The organism is Microlunatus sp. YIM B11417 (assembly GCF_059617205.1).
The window spans coordinates 777475-797665 of the sequence record NZ_JCAMPJ010000003.1; the positions used below are offsets into that span (position 1 = coordinate 777475).

The following is a 20191-nucleotide window of genomic DNA, read 5'->3' on the forward strand; positions in this document are numbered from 1 at the left end:
CGTGACGGGGTCGGTCATGATCATGCCCGGGCTCGCCGTCCGCGGGTACGCCCTCGACACGGCGGCCACGCTGGCGGGCGCCGGGCATCCCACCCGCCTGCTGGACCCGGTGACCTGGCGGTCCGTTCCGGACCGCCTCACCGAGTACGGCGAGCAGGCCGCCGCGGACCTGGAGCGTGACGGCGAGAACGTCGATCTGCTGGTCGGCCTCTCCCTCGGGACCCAGGCCGCCGCGGTGACCGCCGCCGCGACCCGGCGGGTCCGGCGGCTGCTCCTGATCAGCCCAACCGTCGACCCCGCGCTGCGCACCCACCGGCGGCTGCTCGGCGCGTTCCTGGCCGGCGGCGAACCCCGCGGCCCCGGTCTCGGCCAACAGCTCCCGGACTGGTCCCGGGCCGGGCCGACCCGGATCGCGCACGGCTTCGACTTGGCGATCCGGCTCAAGCTCGAGGACGTCCTGCCCCGGATCGAGGTGCCGATCATGATCGTCCACTGCGAGCACGACACCCTCGGGTCGCACGGCTACGCGGCCGCGCTGGCCGCCGACCACGGCGCCGAGTTCCTGGTCGTCCCGGGTGCCGGGCACTCCTGGCCCACCGACGACGTCGCGGCCTTCCTGCGCCTGGTCACGGAGTTGCTCCGATGACTGACCTGCCCCCGGATCGCAGCGCGGCCTCGTTCGACTCCGCCACGGCGCTGCAGGCCGCGCTGGCGGCGGCCCTGAACGGCACCGGCTTCCCACATCTCGGCCAGCCCGCCCCGGCCGCCCGGGCGATCCGGATGGCGGCCCGGCTGCCGTGGCCGTTGCTGCGCCGGCTGTACACCCGGGTCGGTGCCAGCGAAGGGGTCCGGCCCGATGATCTTGGTCGGGTGGACCTGGCCGGCGTCGCGGGATGGCTGGCCGGCCGGCTGCCCCGGCGCCGGCAGCCGGCGGTCATGATCGGCTCCAGCAACGGGGCGCTGGTGCACCTGGCGGCGGCGCTGCAGGTGCCCTGGCTGCCCGGCACGGTCCTGGTGCCGGTCCGCCGGACGGGTGACCCGGACCGGCCGGACGAGGCACTGCGGTTCGGGGCGAGGGTCGCCCCGGCCTTCCTGGAAAGGAATCCCGACGTCGTCCTGCACCAGATGCATGATCAGGTGCAGGACGAGCTGATGGTCGCCGAGATGGCCTACTTCCGGGTGAAGTGGCAACGGCTGCCGGAGGCGTACGGTCGCTATCTGGCCGAGACCCTGGCGCCCGGAGCGCCGGTGGTCATGATCGAGGACGGGTCGCAGTGGCCGGTCGTCCAGGTGGGGGAGCGGCACCTGTTCCAGGCCGGCGCGCAAGGCGGGCTCGACCCGACGGGCTACCTGGACCGGCCGCACACCCCGGCACCGGACGCCGTCGCAGCCGAGGCCGAGTGGGGCGCGGCGCCGGCCCTGACCGAGTCCGTGGCGGCCTGGTGCGCCGACCATGATCATCCACTGGTCCGGCTCCGTTACGACGGCCCGCAGACCCCGGCCCACCCGGTCGCCACGATCTTCCGGTCCTGGTACCGGGAGCGCGGCGAGCCGGCCGACCGGCTGGTGGTGCCGAGCTTCGTGCTGGGCGACCCGTGGCGCATGATCAACAGCGGCTCGGTGCCGTACTGGACGTTCTTCTCGGTCCGCTCCGCACTGGCCGCGCTCGCTGATCATCTCAGTCGTACGGAGCCGTACCGGGAGGTCGCGGTGCTGCCGTTCCAGCACGGTGTCTGGTCGGCCGGGATCGCCACCCCTCAGGACTGGGCCCGGATCGGCCGGGCGCACGGCGTCGACGTGACGTTCCCCGGCCTTCGCCGCGGTGCTTTCCCGCACGACATCGGCTATCTCGGCCGGTACGGCGACGCCCTGAGCCGCCTGCCGTCGGCAGCCGAGCCGTGGCGTCCGCTGCCGCTCAGGAAGGCGTTGGCCGGGCTGCGCGAGGACCCGGCCATGATCATCCGGGAGGCAGGTCGACCGGAGTCAGCACCCACCGGAACCCGTACTTGACCGGCGAGGACCAGTCCACGCTCGCCGGCCCGAAGTACTCGGCGACCAGCCCTTGCAGTCGCTCGGCGAACTCCGCCGCCCGCTCGGGCCGGAGCCGGCCGGCATGCTCCGCGCCGGTCCAGCGCGCGCCGGGCCCGAACATGCCGAACTCGAGGTCGACCACCGCCTGCCGGTAGTCCTGCACCGATGCTCCGGGCAATTCGGTGAACGCAAGCTCGGGCGGCCGCGGTCGCTCGTCGTCGAGGGCCTGGTCACCGGCGGCGGTGCGGCGCCAGCCGGCCGGCCCGGTCTCGGCCAGGCCGAGCCCGGCGAGGGCGTCGAGGTAGCGGGCGATCCTGGTGTCGGTCACGCCGAGTTCGGCGGCGAGTTCGGCCAGCGGACGCGGCCGGGCGAGCCCGTGCAGCACGGCCCGGACCAGGTCGGAGCCGACCCAGGCCGGCCGGTCGGCGTCGCCGCCGGTGGTGTGCGGATCCATGGCGTGAGGGTAGCCGCCGAGGCTGTGGCAGACTGGCCGTCGCGCTCGGTCCCTGGCGGGCCGGGCGCCCAGCGGTGGGGCTCGCTGGACCGAACCGCGACGGCGTCTGGTCGTCGACAACAGTCCCTATCTCGTGGCCGAGGAATCGGCTTGTCCGGAGATAGGAGCACCATGCCCGAATTCGATCACGACCAGGCGGCCGAGCCGGTCGATCCCGACCTCGGCCCGGTCCACCCGCCGGCGGTCTCGGTCGCCCTGGTCGCGCTCGGCGGCATGATCGGCACCGCCGCCCGGGCGTTGATCGCCGCCGCGGTGCCGCAGCCGGCCGGGCTCCCGCTCGGCATCCTGGCGATCAACCTCGCCGGCGCCTACCTGCTCGGTCTGCTGCTCGCCGTGCTGCACCGGCGCGGGCCCGACGTCGGGCGGCGCCGGGCGGTCCGGCTGCTCTGCGGGACCGGCGTGCTCGGCGGCTTCACCACCTACAGTGCGCTGGCCACCGACTCCGGCGTGATGATCATGAACGGAGACCTGCTGCCGGCCCTCGGCTATGCGGTGATCACCGTACTGGCCGGGGGCCTGTGCAGCTGGGCCGGGCTGGCCAGCGGGAGCCTGGTCCGGGCGCCCGAGGCGGGGGAGTCGCGGTGACGCCGGGACTGCTGCTCCTGATCGCGGTCGCCGGCGGGGTCGGTTCCGCCCTGCGCTACCTGGTCGACACGGCGATCCAGGCCAGGATCGACGGTCCGGGTTCGTACCCGGTGGGCACCACGGTGATCAATCTGACCGGGTCGCTGCTGCTCGGCCTGTTCACCGGGTACGCCGCCGGGCACGCCCCGGGCGCGCCCTGGCTCACCGTCCTCGGCACCGGCCTGCTCGGCGGCTACACGACCTTCAGCACGGCGAGCGTGGAGACGGTCCGGCTGCTGCTCCGGCGGCGGTACGCGGCCGCTCTGCTGAACGGTCTCGGCCTGCTGGCCGGCTGCCTGCTGGCGGCCGGCGGCGGCTTGATCATCGGCATGGCCGTTCCCTGAGCCTGGCGAAGGGCCGAGCCGGATGGGTCTTCGCCCTTCGCCAGGATCGGCGCGCTCATCCCTTGCGTTCCGTGCGTCACAGAGCCTTGACCGGGCGGTCAATCAAAGATCTACACTGAAGGTGAAAGTGATCCGCCGGAGGTCGACGGATCTCCTCATCAGAAGGAGAGATCTCCCATGCGCAAGTGGAATCGATGGCAGGATTGGGTGGCCCTGGTGATCGGGGTCTACGCCTTCCTCTCGCCGATCTGGACGCAGACCACCACCATGGCCACCGCGTCGATGATCATCCTCGGGGTGCTGCTCGCGGCCAACGCCCTGTGGTCGTTGGCGATGCCGGGTGCCATCGCCTCGGAGTACGTGCACGCCGCCCTCGGACTGCTGATGTTCGTGTCGCCGTGGGTGCTCGGCTTCGCCGGAGTGATGGGCATGGCCTGGACGGCCTGGATCCTCGGCCTGCTGGCCCTGGCCACCGGGATCTGGGCGATTCCGTACAGCACGAAGGCCCACCACGCCCGCACCGTGACCCAGAGCTGAGCCGAACGGAAGGAGCAGGTCGACTTGCGGGCCGGGAATCCGGCCCGCAAGATCATTCCCGGGAACCCGTCGACGGAGGAGCCGAGCATGGATGACCGGAACGGCGCCCGGGAGCGCATCCTGGACGCGGCCGAGGAGCTCTTCGCCAGCACCGGTTTCGACGCGACGCCGACCGCCAAGATCGCCGGTGAGGCAGGGATCCCGAAGGGTCTGCTGTTCTACTACTTCCCCAGGAAGATCGACATCCTGACCACTCTGTTCGCGGAACGGATGCCCGCCCAGCCGCTCTGCGAGGTGGCCGAGGTGGCCCGGCCCGGCGACGTGGCGGGCTCCTTGCGCCGGCTGGCCGCGCGGCTCGACCTCGGCCGGCACGAGTCGGTCCTGCTCCGCACGGTGCTGATGCGCGAGATCGACACCCACCCTGAGGTCCGGGGTCACCTGCGCCAGCTCACCGACGGCCTGATCCGGCTGACCGAGGCCGTCCTCGACGCGGCCGCCTCGACCGCCCTGAACGCGCGGCGGCGCCGGGATGCGGCCCGGACCTTCGTCTCGGTGATGCTGTTCGACGCGAACCACCGGCGGTTCGACGGCGGGCAGCCGGACCTGGCACCGGCCGCCCGTGTCGTCGCCGCGAGCCTGATCGGCTGAGGCGCCAGCTATCCTGCCCCGATGGCGAACATCGTGGTGATCAACTTCCTGTCGTTGGACGGCGTCGTCCAGGCACCGTTGCGTCCCGACGAGGACCGCGACGGCGGTTTCGCCCACGGCGGCTGGACGGATCCGTACCAGGACGAGACCGTCGGCGCGTTCATGGGCGGCGCGACGACGAGGGCGTCCGGCCTGCTGCTCGGCCGGCGGACGTACGAGAACTTCGTCACCGACTGGATGCAGCCGGAGCCGACGGAACCGGCCGTCGTCGCGATGAACCGGATGCCGAAGTACCTGGTGTCGCAGACCCTGACCGACCCCGTCTGGCAGAACACGATCCGGCTCGGACCGGACCTGCCGGCGGAGGTGGCGCGGCTGCGCGCCGAGGTGGACGGCGACCTGGTCGTCTTCGGCAGCACCCAGGTGGTCCGGGCGCTGCACCGGGCCGATCTGGTCGACGAGTACCGGTTGTTGATCTTCCCTGTGCTGCTGGGCGGCGGCAAGCGGATGTTCGAGGACGGCGCGGGCCTGGCCCGGTTCGAGCTGGTCGACAGCGTGATCAGTGACTCGGGCGTGACGATCAACAGCTACCGGCGGGACCGGTCCGACTCTCGGTGATGCGGGCATTCCCGTTGGCTATGACCCCGAGCGGGGCCGGCTGTTGCCGCGTCCCTGGCGGTGGCCCATACTCAGACGGATCATTCACCTGGACCGGAGGAGCTCCATGCCTAGCCGACTGACCGTCCTCGCCGCAGCCGCAGCCGCGGCCGCGGCCCTCGTCCTCGCCTCGTGCGGGACGACCGGGCAGACCGGCGGCGGCGGGAAGCTCACCGGCGAAGGCACGGGCGACACCTGCACGATCGAGGGCCCGGTCAAGATCGGCGCCGCACTCAGCCTGACCGGTGGTGCGGCCAGCTACGGCGCCTCGCAGCAGAAGGGCCTCGAGCTCGCCGCCGAGCACCTGAGGCAGAAGGGCGGCGTCACGTACGACCTCGCCGTCGAGGACGACGCGACCGACCCGCGGCAGGGGATCACCGTCTTCGAGAAGTTGATCGAGGACCAGGTCAGCGTGATCATCGGCCCGACCCTGTCCAACGGCGCATTCCAGGCGCAGCCGATCGCGCAGGAGGAGAAGGTGCCGGTGCTGGCGATCTCCAACACGGCCGAGGGGATCACCGCGCAGGGCGACTACATCTTCCGCGACTCGCTGACCGAGGGCCAGGTGATCCCGCAGACGATCTCCACCGCCAAGGAGAAGTACGGCCTGAAGCGCGTGGTCGTCATGTACAGCAACGACGACGCCTTCACCGAGTCCGGCTACAAGGTGTTCGCCAGTTCGCTGGAGAAGGACGGCGTCGAGATCGCCGACACCCTCACGTTCTCCAAGGCGGACACGGACTTCCGGGCCCTGCTGACCGAGGCGAAGGGCCTGAACCCGGACGCGATCGTGGTGTCCGGGCTGATCGAGGCGGCGGTGCCGCTGGTCACCCAGGCCCGTGAGCTGGGCATCGAGGTGCCGATCATCGGCGGCAACGGCTTCAACAACCCGGCGCTGATGAAGCAGGCCGGTGCGGCGGCCGAGGGCGTCGTGGTCGGCGCCGCCTGGAACTCGGCCTCGGACAACCCGGAGAACACCGCCTTCCTGAAGGCCTTCCAGGACAAGAACCAGGCGGCGCCGGACCAGTTCGCGGCCCAGGCCTACGCCGCGATGACGATCATCGACGCCGCCGTACGGTCGGCCTGCAACGGCGAGCGGGAGGCGATCAAGACCGGCTTCGGCACGATCGACGACCTGCCGACCGTGCTCGGCGAGGTCACGCTGAACGAACAGCGCGACGTCGAGCACGACGCCGTGGTGCAGGTCGTCAAGGACGGCAAGTTCACCGTGCTCGAGTGACGACCCGGCCATGCAGCAACTCCTCAACGGCCTGTTCATCGGCTCGATCTACGCGCTGTTCGCGATCGGATTCACGCTGGTCTTCGGCATCCTGGACCGGCTGAACCTGGCCCATCCGGCCGTGTTCGCGGCTTCCGCGTTCGTCGGGATCGAGCTGGTCGAGCGCGGCGGCCTGTCGATCTGGCTGGCGCTGCCACTGGTGTTCGTGATCGGCGGCATCCTCGGCCTGATCATCGAGCGGGTGGCGTTCCGGCCGCTGAAGGACAGACCGGACTCGCACTTCGCCGGGCTGATCTCCTCGATCGCACTGTCCGGCGTGTTCATAGCCCTGCTGCAGGCCCGGTACGGTCCGGACACCCGGCGCTTCCCGGTCGGCTCGTTCCCGGACACGCGGTTCGAGATCCTCGGCGCGCAGGTCACCCTGGTGCAGGTCGTGATCACCGCCGTGTCCGTTCTGCTCATGGTCGGGCTGACCTGGCTGGTCTCCCGGTCCCGGCTCGGCCGGGGCATGCGCGCGGTCGCCGAGAACCCCACCGCGGCCCGGGTGCTCGGCCTCAACGTCGACCGGATCACCGCGATCACGTTCGCGATCTCCTCGGCGCTCGGGGCGGTCGCCGGCGTCCTGTTCGCGATGAACGTGAACAGCGCCCAGCTCACCATGGGCACCGCGATCGAGCTGAAAGGGCTGGCGGTGATCATCGTCGGCGGCATGGGCTCGTTGCCCGGAGCCCTGATCGGCGGGCTGATCCTCGGCCTGACCGAGGTCTTCGCGGTGCAGTACATCGGCTCGTCCTGGCGCGACCTGATCGCGTTCGGGTTGCTGTTCGTGATCTTGCTGATCCGGCCGCAGGGGCTGTTCGGCAAGCGTCGCGCCCGCGAGGTCTGACCGGCCGATGATCACCGACTCCACGCTGGTCTTCATCGCCCTCGGCGCGATCTTCGCCTTCTCCTTCTACGCCGTGCTGGTGGCCGGCCAGCTGTCCCTCGGCCAGGCCGGATTCGCCTCCCTGGCCGCGTTCACCGCGGCAGCGCTGACCCCGGACCCGGACCAGATCGGCGACCTGCCGGCGCTGCTGATCGCGATCGTGATCGGGATGGCCGTCGGGTCCGCGGCGGCGCTGCTGCTCGGCCTGCCGACGATGCACCTGCGCGGCGTGTTCCTGGCCATCGCCACCCTCGGTTTCGCCGAGGCGGTCCGGATCGTGATCTTGAACCAGTCCTGGACCGGCGGCGCGAACGGCATGAACGTGCCGAAGATCCTGACCCCGGGGATCGCCTGGGTGATCCTGGTCGTGGTCGCCTACTGGTTCTGGCGGATGGCCCCGTCGCGGTACGGCCGCGCGCTGGTCGCGATCCGCGAGGACGAGCTGGCGGCGCGGGCGATGGGTGTCGACGTCGGCCGGCACCGGCTGTCCGCCTTCGTCACCGCTGGCGCCGTGGCCGGCTTGTACGGCGTGCTGTGGGCCTTCTTCGTCCGGCTGATCGCCCCGGAGGACTTCAACTTCGCCGCCGCGATCGACGGTCTGGTCACCGCGGTGGTCGGCGGCTCGACGCTGTTCGTCGGGCCACTGCTCGGCAGCGGCTTCCAGACCCTGCTGCCGGAGGTGCAGCGCTGGCTCGGCATCGAGGCCGGCTGGATCCGGCCGTTCCTGTCCGGACTGTTGTTGCTGGTCGTGATCATCTTCCTGCCCGGCGGTCTGGCCAGCCTGATCCCGCGCCGCCGCACGCTCCCTGAGTCAGCCGAAGGGCAAGCCGCGCTGAGCCGCCGCCGACACCCGGAGCAGGGCGCTGTCGTCGCCACTCTCGCCGGCGTCAGCAAGGAGTACGGCGGCGTGCACGCCGTCCAGGGCGTCGACCTGGAGCTGCACAGCGGCGACGTGCTGGGCCTGATCGGGCCGAACGGAGCCGGCAAGACCACCCTGGTCAACCTGATCACCGGGCTGGTGCCGCCGTCCGGCGGAACGATCACCGTGCTCGGCGTCGACGTGGCGCGGACTCCCGTGCACCGGGTGGCCGCGGCCGGCGTGAGCCGTACCTTCCAGCACTCCAAGCTGTTCGGCCGGATGACGGCGCTGGAGAACGTGCTCGTCGGTGCCCACCAGGTGACCCGGCCGACCTTCCTGCGCCGGCTGCTCTGGCTGCCCTCGGCCCGACGGGACGAGCGGCGTGCGCTGCAGCACGCGGCCTCCTGCCTGGACCGGGTCGGGCTCGCCGATCACGGCGCCACCCGGGCCTCGGCGCTGTCGTACGGTGATCAACGGCGGCTCGAGATCGCCCGCGCCCTGGCCTCGGACCCGACCTTGTTGATCTTGGACGAGCCGGCCGCCGGGATGAACCACGTCGAGGCGGAGGCGCTGTCGGAGTTGATCACGTCGCTGGCCGCGGACGGCCTGACCATCCTGTTGATCGAGCACAACGTGGGCATGGTGCTGCGGACCTGCTCCCGGATCGTCGTGCTGAACTTCGGCGAGATACTGGCGACTGGGACGCCGGCCGAGGTGGCGGACAACGCCGATGTGGTGGAGGCCTACCTGGGTCGACGCGACTCGGATGGGACGGATGATCATGGCTGACCTGATCCTCGAGGTCCGTGACCTGACCGTCGGCTACGGCCGCGTGGAGGCGGTCCGGAACGTGTCCTTCAGCGTCGAGGAAGGCTCGCTGGTCACCCTGGTCGGGGCCAACGGTGCGGGCAAGTCGTCGATCATCAACGCGGTGTCCGGCATCCTGCGGCCGCGGTCGGGCAAGATCGACTTCGCCGGCCGCGACATCACCCGGACCCCCGCGCACCGGCTGGTCGGCAGTGGCCTGGTCCAGGTGCCGGAGGGCCGGCAGATCCTGGCCACGTTGACCGTCGAGGAGAACCTCCGGCTCGGGGGCTGGCATCGAGGGCGTACCACTGCGGCGTCGATCGGCGAGATGTACGGCCGATTCCCGGTGCTCGCCGAGCGCCGGTCGCTGCCCGCCGGCACCCTGTCCGGCGGCGAGCAGCAGATGCTCACCATCGCCCGGGCGCTGGTGGCCCGGCCGAAGCTGCTGCTGATGGACGAGCCGTCGATGGGCCTGGCGCCCAAGATCGTCGACGAGGTGTTCGACGTGATCCACGAGATCCGGGCGTCCGGCACCACCGTGCTGCTGGTCGAGCAGAACGCCCGGCGGGCGCTGCGTGCGGCCGACCACGGCTACGTGCTGGCCTCGGGCGAGATCGTGGCCGAAGGGCCGGCCGTCGAGCTGCTGGCCGACGACGCGGTCGTCCAGGCCTATCTCGGCATCGAGCGGCCCGATCCGGAGTGAAGGGTCAGGTGCCGATGACGCAGAACAGGTTGCCCTCGGTGTCGGCGAGGACGACGAAGTCGGCACCCTCCGGGTAGGTCCACTCCACCCGGGTCGCGCCGAGCGCGATCAGCCGCTCCACCTCGGCCTCCCGCTGACCCTCGTCGGCCCAGAGGTCGAGGTGGGTCCGGTCGGTGCCGTCCAGGTGCAGCCGGGCGCCCTCGCCGTTGGGGTCGAAGAGGAAGTCGGGGTTCTCGTCCTGCTGGTAGCCGAGAGCGTTGGTCCAGAACGACGCCGCCCGGGACTGATCAGCCACGTTCCACACGATCGATCCGATTCTGAGCATGGTCCACCGTCGCACACCCTGGGATCCGTCCACCAGAGCGGGCCGCGCCGGCGCCGCGCCGCGTCCTGCCGGGTCAATCCGCGGCTGGCGGAACGAAATCAGGGTCGGCGATCGCGGTGACGAGGTACCACCGAGCCGGCCGGCGCGGGGCCGGCTCGACGCGCCGCACGGCGAGCTCGAGCGCCCGCAGCTGCTGCTCGTACGGCAGACCCGGGCAGACGTTGTCGGCGAAGATCGGCACCTCGAGCCAGGCCTGGATCAGGTCGGGCGGATCGTCGTACTCGACATCTTCGGCCGCCAGTTGCCGGAACCCGGCGCGCTCGAGTTCGGTCCGGACGCCGTCCGGGGTCTGGGGCTGCCGGCGCCGGAGGAGCGGCCGCGGCTGGTACCCGAACTCCTCGATCGCCGCCTGCCGCATCAGCGCGAAGACGTTGGCGGTCTCGGGCGGGAGCTCCCGGGGCTGCTCACCGGGAACCCGGAGGAACTGCGACCCGAAGTTGAACACGAACCGCCCGCCCGGGCGCAGCACCCGGCGAACCGCCGCGAACGTGACCGGCAGCTCGGTCTGCCAGATCGCCGAGTTGCAGACGACCGCGTCGACCGGCGGGGCGGTTGCGGCCCGGCATCGATCGACCTCCTCCGCGGCCGACCGGATCCAGGTCACCCGAGGATCGGCGGTCTCGGCCCGGGCGACGTCGAGCATCGCCTGCGCCCCGTCGACCGACCAGACCACGGCCGCCTCCGGCAGCCGGGGGAGCAGGACCCGCGTGGTGGCTCCCGTACCGCAGCAGAGATCGATTACCCCGGTCGCGGTGGAGACCTCGGCCCGTTCGACCACGTCGCGGCTGGTGTCGGCATACATCGGGTATCGCCGGGTGAACGCCGCATAGGCCTCGGCGTTCTCCCTCTCGTCCCAACGGCTTGCCTTCATGAGGTTCCTCCTTGATCACGTTCAGCGAGCCGGGGGAGCAGCGCCCGGCCGTCTCCGGAGATGAGCAGCACGTCTCCGTCCCGCAGCTCGATCAGGGTCCGGCCGGCACCGCGCAGCTCGTCCGCGACGGCCGTCAGCACCGCAGACTCGGGATGCTCGGGAGAATCGAGATGCGGCACCACCGTTCCGTCGAGCAGGCCCAGGCCGTCCATGATCGGCTCGGCTCCCGGTGCGATGTGCTCCAGGTCGGCCACCGGATCACAGGCCTCGAGCCCCGCCAGGGATCGACCCAGGACACAGACTCCGGCGCTGTAACCACCGACGACGAACCGATCCTCAGCGACTGCCGTCAGCAGCACCTGATCGAACCCGGACGCGGCCAGCCGATGCCGGAGCACGAAGACGTTCCCGCCCCGCAGCCACACCACCCCGACCCCAGCCAAGGCCTCCCACAGCGAATCCGGTCGCCCGGAGAACCGCCGCAAGTCCAGTTCGAACGGATCGAGCCCACCCTCCCGCAGCCTCGCCAGCTCCTCCTCGACCCGCGAGGCCCGCACGTCCTCCGGCAACTGATCAAGGGAGTTCGCGATCACAGCGGTCCGCCGACGACCGCCGGCCAGCTCGATCAGCCGTTCGGCATGATCACCAGTCCGGAACGACGAGAGATAGAAGCGCACACAAGGCAGCATCGCAGAGCGAGGATCCGGCACCCGATGGAACGTATCCGGGCACCCGACGCGGCCAAGGAACGCACGGGGCTTCGGGCGGTCCACAGCATGCCCGGGCACTCATCGCAACCCAAGGAACGCAGGGGGTTTGGGGGACTCGGTCCCCCAATGGACACGACCCGCGATCCCGCGAAGACGCCTCGGCGTCGAGCAGGCAAGCGGGAGCGGGTGGGCGATACTGGGTTCGAACCAGTGACCTCTTCGGTGTGAACGAAGCGCGCTACCACTGCGCCAATCGCCCGTTGCAGCCGGGATCCGGAGTGGTGGATCCCGGTCAACGCGGTGATCAGGATAGCGCATCGGTACGGGGATCGACGACTCGGTTCCGGTGGGTCGCGGACGGGTGCAGTCAGAAATCCGGTCACGGGTGTCGGAGGCCGGTGTTAGCGTCGGCTCGTGATGCTGCGATGACGCGGCGCGGCTGGATCCTGTTCGCTGCGCTCAGCTTGTTCTGGGGGATTCCGTACCTGTTCATCCGGGTCGCGGTGGCCGAGATCGATCCGGTCCTGCTGGCGTTCGGGCGGACGTTCCTGGGTGCGCTGCTGTTGCTGCCGATCGCCCTGCGCCAGGGGGCGTTCCGGTCGGTGCTGAAGCATTGGCGCTGGATCCTGCTCTTCACGGTGATCGAGATCGTGGTGCCGTGGTTCATGCTCGGCACGGCCGAGACCCGGTTGAACAGCTCGACGACCGGGCTCTTCATCGCCGTGGTCCCGTTGATCGCGGCGATCCTGCTCGGCGTCCTCGGCCATGATCGTTTCGACGCCCGCCGGATCGCCGGTCTGCTGCTCGGCTTCGCCGGCGCGGCGCTGCTGGTCGGCCTGGACGTCCACGTCGACGATCTGCTGGCCGTCGGCGCACTGGGCCTGGTGACCATCGGGTACGCGATCGGGCCGATCATCATCAGCCGGAAGCTCGACGACCTGCCGCCCCTCGGCGTGATCACGACCTCGTTGTTCCTCGCGGCGGCCGTCTACGCGCCGTTCACGCCGATCGTGTGGCCGGACCGGATGGTGTCGGCGCAGGCGATCGGCTCGGTCGTCGTGCTGGCCGTGGTCTGCACAGCCGGCGCGTTCCTGGTCATGTTCGCGTTGATCAAGGAAGTCGGGCCGAGTCGGATGACCTTCATCACCTACATCAACCCGGCGATCGCGATCATCCTCGGCGCGGCCGTCCTGAACGAGCCGCTGACGATCGGCCTGGCGATCGGCTTCCCGATGGTGATCATCGGCTCGATCCTCGGCACCTGGAAGTCCAAGCCGGCGCCGCCGGAGGCCGCCGCGGCCGGTCCCGACCTGGCGGAGGAGCGGGGCTCCTAGGGCTCCAGGTCGGCCGCCGAGCGCTCGGCGAAGATCTTGGCCAGCTCGGCGGACCGGGCCGTCGGGTACTCCTGGTCGTCCCAGCGGTGCACGCCCTGGACGTCCCGCAACGACGATGTGATGAACACCTCATCGGCGGCCCGGGCCTCGGCCTCGGTCAGGTCCGCCTCCCGGACGCCGCACCACTCGATGACCAGCCCGCGCGTGATCCCGGCCAGCGGGCCCGCCTCGAGCGTGGGCGTCACGATGTCATCGCCGATCACGAAGAAGATGTTGGAGCCGGTGCCCTCGCAGACGTGACCGGCATTGTTGATCAAGATCGCCTCGGTCCCGCCGCGCTCCGCGGCGTACGCCAGGGCCCGTACGTTCTCGGCATACGAGATGGACTTCACGCCGGCCAGAGCGCCGCGTTCGTTGCGGGTCCAGGGCGCGGTGACGATCGCCGTCGTCGGCTCCAGCGGCTCGATCGAATCCGCCGCGACGACCAGCGTCGGCGGACCGAACGGAGCCTGCGAGCCGAGCGGTCCACGGCCGCCCGTGTAGGTGATCCTGATCTTGCCGAGCCCGTACGCGCGATCGCCCAGCACTGCGGCAATCGCCTCCCGTGCCTGGTCATGATCGGGATCGGGCAGCCCGAGCAGCCGGGCCGACCGGGTCAACCGGTCCAGGTGACGGCCCACCGTGAAGGGCCCGTCGGGCAGCACCTTGAGCGTTTCGAAGACGCCGTCACCGACCACCAGGCCATGATCGGCGGCTCCGATCGTGGCCGCGGAGGGGTCGTCGTACAGGGTCCCGTTGACCCAGATCCGCAGGTCGCCGGAGGCCGCTGCCGTCGCCGAGGGGCCGGCGCTCGTCGTCGTCATGCGGCCACGATAGTGCCCCGGAAACGACACCGGTGGAACCCAGTTGGACTCGCGCCGACGGCTAGGCTAAAGTTCCTGAACGCACCGCCCCTCCGGGAGCGGCGCGCGGACGTGGCTCAGGGGTAGAGCATCACCTTGCCAAGGTGAGGGTCGCGGGTTCGAATCCCGTCGTCCGCTCGGAGCGGGTCTCGCTGTCAAAGGTGGGGTTTCGCAACGCTCCTCGGTGGAGTGGCCGAGAGGCGAGGCAACGGACTGCAAATCCGTGTACACGGGTTCGAATCCCGTCTCCACCTCGGGCGATTGGCGCAGCGGTAGCGCGCTTCCCTGACACGGAAGAGGTCACTGGTTCGAACCCAGTATCGCCCACTCCCTCCGGCCGGTCCCTGCTTGTCGCCTTCGGCGACTTCGCGGGGGTCGGTCGCTTCGTTTTTGGGGGACCGAGTCCCCCAAGCCCCCTGCGTTCCTGAGGGTTGCGTTCCTGCGTGGTCGGGTTGAGGTTGCTTCCTTGTGAAGGGCTCATGCTTCGAGTCTCCGCAGCCGACCTGCCGCGGCGGCTGATGGTACGAGGAGCTGCTGGGCATCGAACGTGCATCCGGGCCTACGCCTGCGAGTCCTGTGGCGAGCACGGGTTGGCGCCGACCGTTGTGCCGAACACCACCATGGCGTTGGGCTGTATCGAGTTCGGGGTCGGTGATCGATCCGTTCGGCAACGTACTCGACCACTTCCACAACCAGCACTACCTGGAGCTGCTGGCCCGCTGAGCATCGCTCAGAAAAGTGATCAGAAGGTGATCAGTTTGGCTACGAGGATGGTCCCATCAGCCAAGGGAGGGAACGGCCATGTGGGGAGTCGCCATGATCAACCGGAAGTCGCTCGAAGAGGGGGCGGGTCGATGATGGACTTCGCCGATGCCGCAGCCTGGGAGGCGTGGCTGGCCGAGAATCACGGGACGGCCGGGGAGGCCTGGCTGCGGATCGCCAAGAAGGGGGCGCCGGGCACCTCGGTCACGGCCGCGGAGGGGACCGAGGTTGCGCTCTGTTACGGCTGGATCGACGGGCACCGAAGGTCTCATGATCAACATTCGTTCGCCCAGCGCTACTCGCCTCGTCGCAAGGGGAGCTCCTGGTCGCTGATCAACGTCGAGCGGGTGGAGGCGTTGACGGCCGCGGGACGGATGAGTCCTGCGGGTCTGATCCAGGTCGCCGCCGCGAAAGCGGACGGTCGCTGGGCCGCGGCCTACACCTCACAGCGCAACACGACCGTGCCCGCCGACCTGGCGGAGGCGCTGGCGGGCGAGCCACGGGCGGCCGCTGCTTTCGCGACCCTCGACCGGACCAACCGGTACCGGATGATCTTGCCCCTGCTGAAGGCGACGACTGCGGAGGTCCGCGCCGCTCGGCTCCGCAGGACCGTCGCCGAGCTGCTGGGCGGCGCCTAGCCCGAGTCAGGCGGTGCGGGGAGACTTCCTCGCACCACGACGCTTGGCGACGTAGGGGAGGGCGAAGAGGTAGAGGCCGGTCAGGAGTTGCAGGGCCAACGGCGGGAGCGGGGCGTAGACGAGCGCGAACGGGAGGGCCGGTTGGTTGACGGTGGCGACGAACGCGACGACGACCGTCACGGTGAAGATCATCGACAGCCAGCGGTGGAACTGCCGGATCCTTCTGCTTGCCTTCATGGCCCAGCCCTCTCTCGGAATGATCTTGATGACCATCACGCTAGGGCGGGCACGGTGGCCCGGGCTTCTCGATTCCTGATCACTCCGGGTCGGGCTCGGTGACGCCGTAGTCGGCGGCCAGCTCCTTCGTGGTCAGGACGCGGCCTGATCGCCGGCGGAGGTCGGGGTCGGCCGCGAGAGCGGCCACGACGCGGCCGACGAAGACCGGGGACTCGGAGGCCGTCAGGTCGAAGTGCTCGGCGGCCTTGAGTACGGATTCGGTTCTGACCAGGCCGGGGTAGAGGGCGACCGCGGTCACGTCGTGCTCCCTGAGGTCGTACGCCATCGTGGCGGCCATCCGGTTGGTCGCGGCCTTCGCCACCCCGTACGCCACCCCGGCGTCGTCCAGTTCGGCACCCTCCGCGGAGACGTTGACGATCAGGCCCTGCCGCCGGTCGACCATGGTCTGCGCGGCCAGCACGGCGGCGACGTAGTGGGCCCGGACACCGGCCGCGAACATGGCGTCCCAGCGGCTCAGCGGGACCGTCCAGAAGCCTCGTTCGGTCCAGAACTCCGTACCGTCCCAGAAGAACTCGTACCCGCCCCAGGCGTTGTTGATCAGCACGTCGAGCCGGCCAGAACGCCGCAGCAGCTCGGCGAAGACGGCGCGCACCTGATCGTCGTCGCGATGATCACAGGGCAGCGCGATGCCGGTGCCGCCGATCGCGGTCACCTCCGCCGCCGTCTGGTGCACGGTGCCGGGCAACGGGATGGCAGCCCGGCCCTCCTCCGTCGTCCGCCCCGTCAGATAGACCGTCGCGCCGGCTTCGCCCAATCCCAGCGCGATACCCTTGCCGACCCCGCGGCTGGCACCCGTCACGAGCGCCACTTTCCCTTGCAATGCAGGCATTTCCCGACTCCTCGACCTGATCGTCCGACCCCCGGTTCCTACCGTGGACCACCTCGGCCGGCAGGACAAGAGAACGTGGTCGGCTTGCTGGCGCAGCCGGACCTTCTATCCTGCGGGCCATGCGCAGCAACGCCGTGCCGGTGGTCGGGCGATGACACTCCACCTGATCTGCGGGCTGCCGGGAGCCGGGAAGACGACGCTGGCCAAGGAACTTGCGGCGGCCACCGGCGCGGTACGACTCTGCCCGGACGAGTGGCTGACTGACCTCGAGATCGACCTGTACGACGAGCCCGCGCGGGACCGGCTGGAGCGCCGGCTGATCCGGCTGGCCACCGAACTCCTGTCCCGCGGGCTCAGCGTGATCTTGGAGTACGGCTTCTGGTCCCGGCTGGAGCGGGACCGGCTGCACGACCTGGCCCGGGAACTCGGCGTCCGGGTCGAGCTGCACGCGCTGGTCCTGCCGATCGACGAGCTCTGGTCGCGGATCGAGCGGCGCAACCGGTCCAGCGGGTGGCGGGCCGCGCCGATCACCCGGGCGCACCTGGAGGAATGGGCCACGCTGTTCGAGGTGCCGACATCCGACGAGTTGGCCCGTTACGACGCGCCGACACCTCGCTGACGATCCACGGGGGCGGGTGCAATCATGGGCCGCATGACTGTGCCGGCGCACGACGGGAGCTCTGACCGCGCCCTCCTGCCGACCGGTGCCAGAGCCCGGGCCAGAGTGGTCGTGGTGCGGGCCATGAACCGCCGGGGCATCCGGCTGCTGCACGTGGCCGACCTCGTCCTGGTCTACGCCCTGCTGTTGTTGATCAGCGCCGGCATGGGGATGCTGCGGCCCAACTTCAAGGCGTTCGCCCACTTCGACGAGTACGTCTGGAAGTACGCTCTGGTCGCCGTGATCAGCCTGGCCGTCTTCTCGATCGGCGGGCTCTACGACCGGGAGCGGCGGGTGGTGGTCCGGCCCGCACTGCCGCGGATGGTGACCCTGGTCTGGACCGCTTCCCTCATCGTCGGCCTGATCAGCTGGCTGCTCGGCGACTTCCTGATTCCGCGCAGTGTCCTGCTCGGGTACGCGATCATCGGGCCGATCGCCCTGTCCGCGACCCGGCGGATCTCCCGGTCGCTGCGGGAACGGATCGAGGGCCCGCCGCGGGTCCTGCTGGTCGGTTCGACGGAGGCGACGGCGCTGGCCGAGCGGCACCTGACCGCGGCGTCGGCGGTCGCCGTGGCCGGCCGGGTCGGCAGTGTGACCGGCCTGGAGCGGCAGGTGATCGAGTACGCGGCGACGGACGTGCTGCTGCTGGACGGCGACTCGCTGCGCGATCTCTACGCGGACTCCCTGTCCCGGTTGGAGAACGACGGCGTCGAGGTGTTGCAGCTGGTCCGGCCGCACGACTCGCTGCTCGGGCTGCGCACGGTGGGGGAGATCGGCGGGATGCCGGTGGTGTCGCTGTCGGCGCACGTGCTGACCCGGTCCCAGCAGCGGCTGAAACGCTGGATGGACCTCGTCGTGTTGCTGATCACCGCGCCGATCACGATCCCGTTGACGATCATGACGGCGATCCTGGTCGCGGTCCGGGCCGGCCGCCCGCTGCTGTTCATCCAGGACCGGGTGGGTCGCGGCGAGGCGTCGTTCCGGATGCTCAAGTTCCGCACCATGCGGCCCGATGCCGAGGTCGGTGGCGTTCCGGTGCAGGCCGCGACGAACGACCCGCGGGTGATCAAGGGGCTCGGCTGGCTGCGCAGCACCCGGCTGGACGAACTGCCGCAGTTGATCAACGTCCTGTTCGGCCAGATGACGATCGTCGGGCCGCGGCCGGAACGGCCGGAGGAGATGGAGGAGTACGAGCGGCTGATCCCCGGCTACCGCCGGCGGCACCAGATCGAGCCGGGCATCACCGGCCTGGCCCAGGTGTACGGCCGCTACCACACCCACCCGGAGTTCAAGCTGGGTCACGACCTGCAGTACCTGGCGAACTGGTCACCGATGGTCGACCTGCAGATCATGGCCCGGACCGCCTGGGTGATCTTGACCCGCCGGCTCTAGCAAGGCCCGCAGTTCGCCGCGCGGATCGCGGGTGACCCGGAGCTCGTCGTTGATGATCATGGTCGCCCGGTCCGGCACGCGATGGTCCGGCCAGTCCGGGCCGTCCGGCAGCTGGGGCCGCCCGGTCGCCGCGAACGACGTCCAGGCCGCCGACAGCGCGTCGGCCAGGGCCTCCGGGGGTTTCGGCCCGAGCACCTCGGAGAGCTCGGGATGATCGTGATGCCGGAAGACGAACGACACCTCGCCGCCGTGGACGGCGCCGATCCTGGGCCGGGCGTCGCGCGGCTCCCAGCGGAAGAGATAGCCGAACGTGGCACCCGTCGCCGACTGTCGGGCCGCCAGCAGCCGGTTGGACGGCTGGCGATAGACCCGATCGGTCAGGTAGCCGCCGACCAGCTCGGCCTCGGTCGCACCGGGGACGGTGCGTTCGAACGCGGCCCGATAGTCGCCGGCCAGGCCGGGACGGTCCGGGAAGTCATCGCCGATCAGGCCCTCGAGCCGTTCGGGCAGGGCGGTCGTCTCGGCATCGGACCACGCCAGCGGCACGCCGAGCCCGGCCGCCTCGTGCTCGTTCGTGCCGACGATCAGATCCACGCCCGCGTTGCGGCCGGCCGCCACCGACCGGTACGGCAGGTCCGGCAGCAGCCGGCCGTCGATCGTCGGCTGGAACGCGAACACGGTCGCCAGCCGGCCCTCGCCGCGCCGCTCCATCAGCCGGGTCTGGGCGCGGACGATCGCCTCGACCGGCAGGTCCAGCAGTCGCTCGGCCCGGGTCTCGGGCAGGCCGAGCAGGTCCAGCAGTTCGGCGGTGCGTTCGATCCCGAACGCCGGCGGCTGAGCCCGCTCGGCCGTACCGCTCTGGACGATGGCCCGCCGGAACAGGCCCTCGGCGGCCGGCATCCCGAGCAGCGTCGAGGTCGCGGCCCCGCCCGCCGACTGGCCGAAGACGGTGACTCGGTCCGGGTCGCCGCCGAGGGCCAGGGCATGATCCTGGACCCAGCCGAGCGCGGTGATCAGATCGAGCAGAGCCAGGTTCGCCGAGTCCCGGAATTCCTGTCCCAGCAGGTGTTCCAGGGTCAGGAAGCCGAGCGCGCCGAGCCGGTACCCGACGCTGATCACGATCACGCCGTGCCGGGCCGCCAGTCGGTCTCCGGCCGTGATCGGGTCGCCCGCGGCCCCGGCGACATACCCGCCGCCATGGACCCAGACCATGATCGGCAGACCCTCCGCGCCGGCCGGCCGCCACAGGTTCAGCGCCAGACAGTCCCGTTCACTGCCGACCACCCCGTCGTCGCCGAGCTGCGGCGCCATGGCCCCGAACTCCGCTGCCGGCCGCACCCCGGTCCAGGGCGCCGCGGCACCCGGGGCCCGGAACCGTGACGCCTCGGCGAACGGCACGCCGAGAAACTCATCGACCGCCCCGTCCCTGGTCTCGTGCCGCACTCCACGAACAACCCCCGCCGACGTCACGACCTCAGGCCCCATGCCCCCATCCTCTCGCCACGCAATGTGGAAACTCGAGGG

Annotated in this window: 23 protein-coding genes and 4 tRNA genes; 18 read left to right on the top strand and 9 right to left on the bottom strand. The window is 70.6% G+C overall.

Features of this window, described 5'->3' with window-relative positions; translation table 11 throughout:
* Window position 1 precedes the first annotated feature (1 nt).
* Both AC6CCG_RS18695 and AC6CCG_RS18700 read left to right on the top strand, forming a co-directional pair.
* Window positions 2-646 (top strand): alpha/beta fold hydrolase, encoded by a 645-nt coding sequence (locus AC6CCG_RS18695; protein ID WP_496656105.1) that lies wholly within the window; start codon window positions 2-4, stop codon window positions 644-646.
* Window positions 643-2010: a hypothetical protein gene (locus AC6CCG_RS18700; RefSeq protein ID WP_496656106.1), complete on the top strand. Its 1368-nt coding sequence runs from the start codon at window positions 643-645 to the stop codon at window positions 2008-2010. Before AC6CCG_RS18695 ends, AC6CCG_RS18700 begins: the two co-directional genes overlap by 4 nt.
* Here AC6CCG_RS18700 and AC6CCG_RS18705 read toward each other — a convergent pair.
* Window positions 1958-2485 (bottom strand): helix-turn-helix domain-containing protein, encoded by a 528-nt coding sequence (locus tag AC6CCG_RS18705; RefSeq protein ID WP_496656107.1) that lies wholly within the window; start codon window positions 2483-2485, stop codon window positions 1958-1960. The genes AC6CCG_RS18700 and AC6CCG_RS18705 overlap by 53 nt on opposite strands.
* 171 nt (window positions 2486-2656) lie before the next feature.
* On the opposite strand from AC6CCG_RS18705, the gene AC6CCG_RS18710 reads away from it, so the two are divergent.
* The 9 genes from AC6CCG_RS18710 to AC6CCG_RS18750 all read left to right on the top strand — a co-directional run bounded on the left by AC6CCG_RS18710 (window position 2657) and on the right by AC6CCG_RS18750 (window position 9889).
* Window positions 2657-3130 carry a fluoride efflux transporter FluC gene (locus AC6CCG_RS18710; RefSeq protein ID WP_496656108.1) on the top strand — a complete coding sequence of 158 codons (474 nt, stop codon included), beginning with the start codon at window positions 2657-2659 and terminating at the stop codon, window positions 3128-3130.
* Window positions 3127-3513, top strand: a complete 387-nt coding sequence (gene crcB / locus AC6CCG_RS18715) for a fluoride efflux transporter CrcB (protein WP_496656109.1) — start codon at window positions 3127-3129, stop codon at window positions 3511-3513. The genes AC6CCG_RS18710 and crcB overlap by 4 nt, the downstream gene beginning before the upstream one ends.
* Before the next feature lie 177 nt (window positions 3514-3690).
* Window positions 3691-4050, top strand: coding sequence for an SPW repeat protein (locus AC6CCG_RS18720; RefSeq protein ID WP_496656110.1), 360 nt, complete (start codon window positions 3691-3693; stop codon window positions 4048-4050).
* 87 nt (window positions 4051-4137) lie between these two features.
* Window positions 4138-4698 (top strand): TetR/AcrR family transcriptional regulator, encoded by a 561-nt coding sequence (locus AC6CCG_RS18725; protein WP_496656111.1) that lies wholly within the window; start codon window positions 4138-4140, stop codon window positions 4696-4698.
* Window positions 4699-4719: 21 nt separating this feature from the next.
* Window positions 4720-5316, top strand: a complete 597-nt coding sequence (locus AC6CCG_RS18730; RefSeq protein ID WP_496656112.1) for a dihydrofolate reductase family protein — start codon at window positions 4720-4722, stop codon at window positions 5314-5316.
* 106 nt (window positions 5317-5422) lie between these two features.
* Window positions 5423-6595, top strand: a complete 1173-nt coding sequence (locus AC6CCG_RS18735; RefSeq protein ID WP_496656113.1) for an ABC transporter substrate-binding protein — start codon at window positions 5423-5425, stop codon at window positions 6593-6595.
* Between the two features lie 10 nt (window positions 6596-6605).
* On the top strand, window positions 6606-7481 hold the full coding sequence (locus tag AC6CCG_RS18740) for a branched-chain amino acid ABC transporter permease (RefSeq protein ID WP_496656114.1): 876 nt from the start codon (window positions 6606-6608) through the stop codon (window positions 7479-7481).
* Between the two features lie 7 nt (window positions 7482-7488).
* Window positions 7489-9168, top strand: a complete 1680-nt coding sequence (locus tag AC6CCG_RS18745) for a branched-chain amino acid ABC transporter ATP-binding protein/permease (protein ID WP_496656115.1) — start codon at window positions 7489-7491, stop codon at window positions 9166-9168.
* Window positions 9155-9889, top strand: coding sequence for an ABC transporter ATP-binding protein (locus tag AC6CCG_RS18750; RefSeq protein WP_496656116.1), 735 nt, complete (start codon window positions 9155-9157; stop codon window positions 9887-9889). The genes AC6CCG_RS18745 and AC6CCG_RS18750 overlap by 14 nt, the downstream gene beginning before the upstream one ends.
* Before the next feature lie 4 nt (window positions 9890-9893).
* Here AC6CCG_RS18750 and AC6CCG_RS18755 read toward each other — a convergent pair whose 3' ends face one another.
* The 4 genes from AC6CCG_RS18755 to AC6CCG_RS18770 form a co-directional block, all read right to left on the bottom strand.
* Window positions 9894-10184 carry a VOC family protein gene (locus AC6CCG_RS18755; protein WP_496656117.1) on the bottom strand — a complete coding sequence of 97 codons (291 nt, stop codon included), beginning with the start codon at window positions 10182-10184 and terminating at the stop codon, window positions 9894-9896.
* 103 nt (window positions 10185-10287) lie between these two features.
* Window positions 10288-11145, bottom strand: a complete 858-nt coding sequence (locus tag AC6CCG_RS18760) for a class I SAM-dependent methyltransferase (RefSeq protein WP_496656118.1) — start codon at window positions 11143-11145, stop codon at window positions 10288-10290.
* Window positions 11142-11822, bottom strand: coding sequence for a Type 1 glutamine amidotransferase-like domain-containing protein (locus AC6CCG_RS18765; RefSeq protein ID WP_496656119.1), 681 nt, complete (start codon window positions 11820-11822; stop codon window positions 11142-11144). The genes AC6CCG_RS18760 and AC6CCG_RS18765 overlap by 4 nt, the downstream gene beginning before the upstream one ends.
* Before the next feature lie 220 nt (window positions 11823-12042).
* Window positions 12043-12114 (bottom strand) — tRNA-Val (locus tag AC6CCG_RS18770).
* 166 nt (window positions 12115-12280) lie between these two features.
* On the opposite strand from AC6CCG_RS18770, the gene AC6CCG_RS18775 reads away from it, so the two are divergent.
* Window positions 12281-13189, top strand: coding sequence for a DMT family transporter (locus AC6CCG_RS18775; RefSeq protein WP_496656120.1), 909 nt, complete (start codon window positions 12281-12283; stop codon window positions 13187-13189).
* Here the strand turns inward: AC6CCG_RS18775 and AC6CCG_RS18780 are convergent.
* Complete coding sequence (locus AC6CCG_RS18780; protein ID WP_496656121.1) at window positions 13186-14052, bottom strand: aminotransferase class IV; 867 nt, start codon at window positions 14050-14052, stop codon at window positions 13186-13188. The genes AC6CCG_RS18775 and AC6CCG_RS18780 overlap by 4 nt on opposite strands.
* A 105-nt stretch (window positions 14053-14157) precedes the next feature.
* Here AC6CCG_RS18780 and AC6CCG_RS18785 point away from each other — a divergent pair.
* From AC6CCG_RS18785 to AC6CCG_RS18800, 4 genes are all read left to right on the top strand, one after another.
* A tRNA-Gly gene (locus AC6CCG_RS18785) sits at window positions 14158-14229 on the top strand.
* Between the two features lie 45 nt (window positions 14230-14274).
* A tRNA-Cys gene (locus AC6CCG_RS18790) sits at window positions 14275-14345 on the top strand.
* A 1-nt stretch (window position 14346) separates the two neighbouring features.
* Window positions 14347-14418, top strand: a tRNA-Val gene (locus tag AC6CCG_RS18795).
* Window positions 14419-14945: 527 nt separating this feature from the next.
* Window positions 14946-15491 carry a YdeI/OmpD-associated family protein gene (locus AC6CCG_RS18800; RefSeq protein WP_496656122.1) on the top strand — a complete coding sequence of 182 codons (546 nt, stop codon included), beginning with the start codon at window positions 14946-14948 and terminating at the stop codon, window positions 15489-15491.
* 6 nt (window positions 15492-15497) lie between these two features.
* Here AC6CCG_RS18800 and AC6CCG_RS18805 read toward each other — a convergent pair whose 3' ends face one another.
* A complete protein-coding gene (locus AC6CCG_RS18805; RefSeq protein WP_496656123.1) occupies window positions 15498-15764 on the bottom strand; it encodes a hypothetical protein in 267 nt (88 codons plus the stop codon).
* 43 nt (window positions 15765-15807) lie between these two features.
* Window positions 15808-16587 (bottom strand): SDR family NAD(P)-dependent oxidoreductase, encoded by a 780-nt coding sequence (locus tag AC6CCG_RS18810; RefSeq protein ID WP_496656124.1) that lies wholly within the window; start codon window positions 16585-16587, stop codon window positions 15808-15810.
* A 181-nt stretch (window positions 16588-16768) separates the two neighbouring features.
* Between AC6CCG_RS18810 and AC6CCG_RS18815 the strand changes: the two genes are divergently transcribed.
* Complete coding sequence (locus tag AC6CCG_RS18815) at window positions 16769-17236, top strand: P-loop nucleotide/nucleoside kinase family protein (RefSeq protein WP_496656125.1); 468 nt, start codon at window positions 16769-16771, stop codon at window positions 17234-17236.
* Between the two features lie 24 nt (window positions 17237-17260).
* The gene (locus tag AC6CCG_RS18820; protein ID WP_496656126.1) at window positions 17261-18667 is read left to right on the top strand and encodes an exopolysaccharide biosynthesis polyprenyl glycosylphosphotransferase; all 1407 of its coding nucleotides are present in this window, start codon (window positions 17261-17263) and stop codon (window positions 18665-18667) included.
* Here AC6CCG_RS18820 and AC6CCG_RS18825 read toward each other — a convergent pair.
* Complete coding sequence (locus AC6CCG_RS18825) at window positions 18602-20152, bottom strand: carboxylesterase/lipase family protein (RefSeq protein ID WP_496656127.1); 1551 nt, start codon at window positions 20150-20152, stop codon at window positions 18602-18604. The genes AC6CCG_RS18820 and AC6CCG_RS18825 overlap by 66 nt on opposite strands.
* Between the last annotated feature and the right edge of the window lie 39 nt (window positions 20153-20191).